Origin of the sequence: Pseudomonas sp. L-22-4S-12, assembly GCF_009799935.1 — a bacterium.
Lineage (GTDB): Bacteria > Pseudomonadota > Gammaproteobacteria > Pseudomonadales > Pseudomonadaceae > Aquipseudomonas.
This window is the reverse complement of record NZ_WELL01000022.1, coordinates 1-542: the sequence shown is the minus strand read 5'-3', so window position 1 is coordinate 542 and position 542 is coordinate 1. Positions and strand designations below refer to the sequence as shown.

The 542-nt window shown below is 44.3% G+C and carries 1 protein-coding gene; it reads left to right on the top strand.

Annotated elements, in window-relative coordinates; all coding sequences use genetic code 11:
- Positions 1–93: 93 nt before the first annotated feature.
- Positions 94–483, top strand: a complete 390-nt coding sequence (locus tag F3I16_RS20965) for a hypothetical protein (protein ID WP_160495453.1) — start codon at positions 94–96, stop codon at positions 481–483.
- Positions 484–542: the final 59 nt, after the last annotated feature.

Here is a 542-nt window from a genome sequence, read left to right as displayed (position 1 = left end):
GGCCATGGCGGCCTGACTTAAACGAAACAGCCTCCACAAAAGCCGGGGCGATTCACAAACTCCAGAAGCTGGGGAGCTGCCTTAGCAGGAGGAGTGCTATTCCTATTCTGGGCTGGATCCATTGCTGCATTTCAACTGATAATTTTCAAACTAAAATATCAACGAGGCTTTTACATTAAATGCCTAGCTGTCACCTTCGTTAGTGTAATTGCATCGCCCTTCGTAACCGGAGGGCTGTATAAAATTGCAAACATCATTCAGAAAGGAAAGCCCGACTTTGAGGGAGACTTAGCCAGAGAAACCTCAGTGTGCAAGATTTCAAAAATAGATAAAGAAAGAAGAATGGGCGGAACCACATACTATATAGAGGCAGATTTGAGCTGCACCTCAATACCAAATCAAAAATCCGTCGTGTGGTGGTATAGCTACAACGACAAAAAAGGAAAATGGAGCAGAACTCCAACCAAAAACCTACCTAAGTAACACGCCTAACAATGCGTATATGGACTCTCCCCACAAGTAGTGGGCAAAGCTTTTGATCT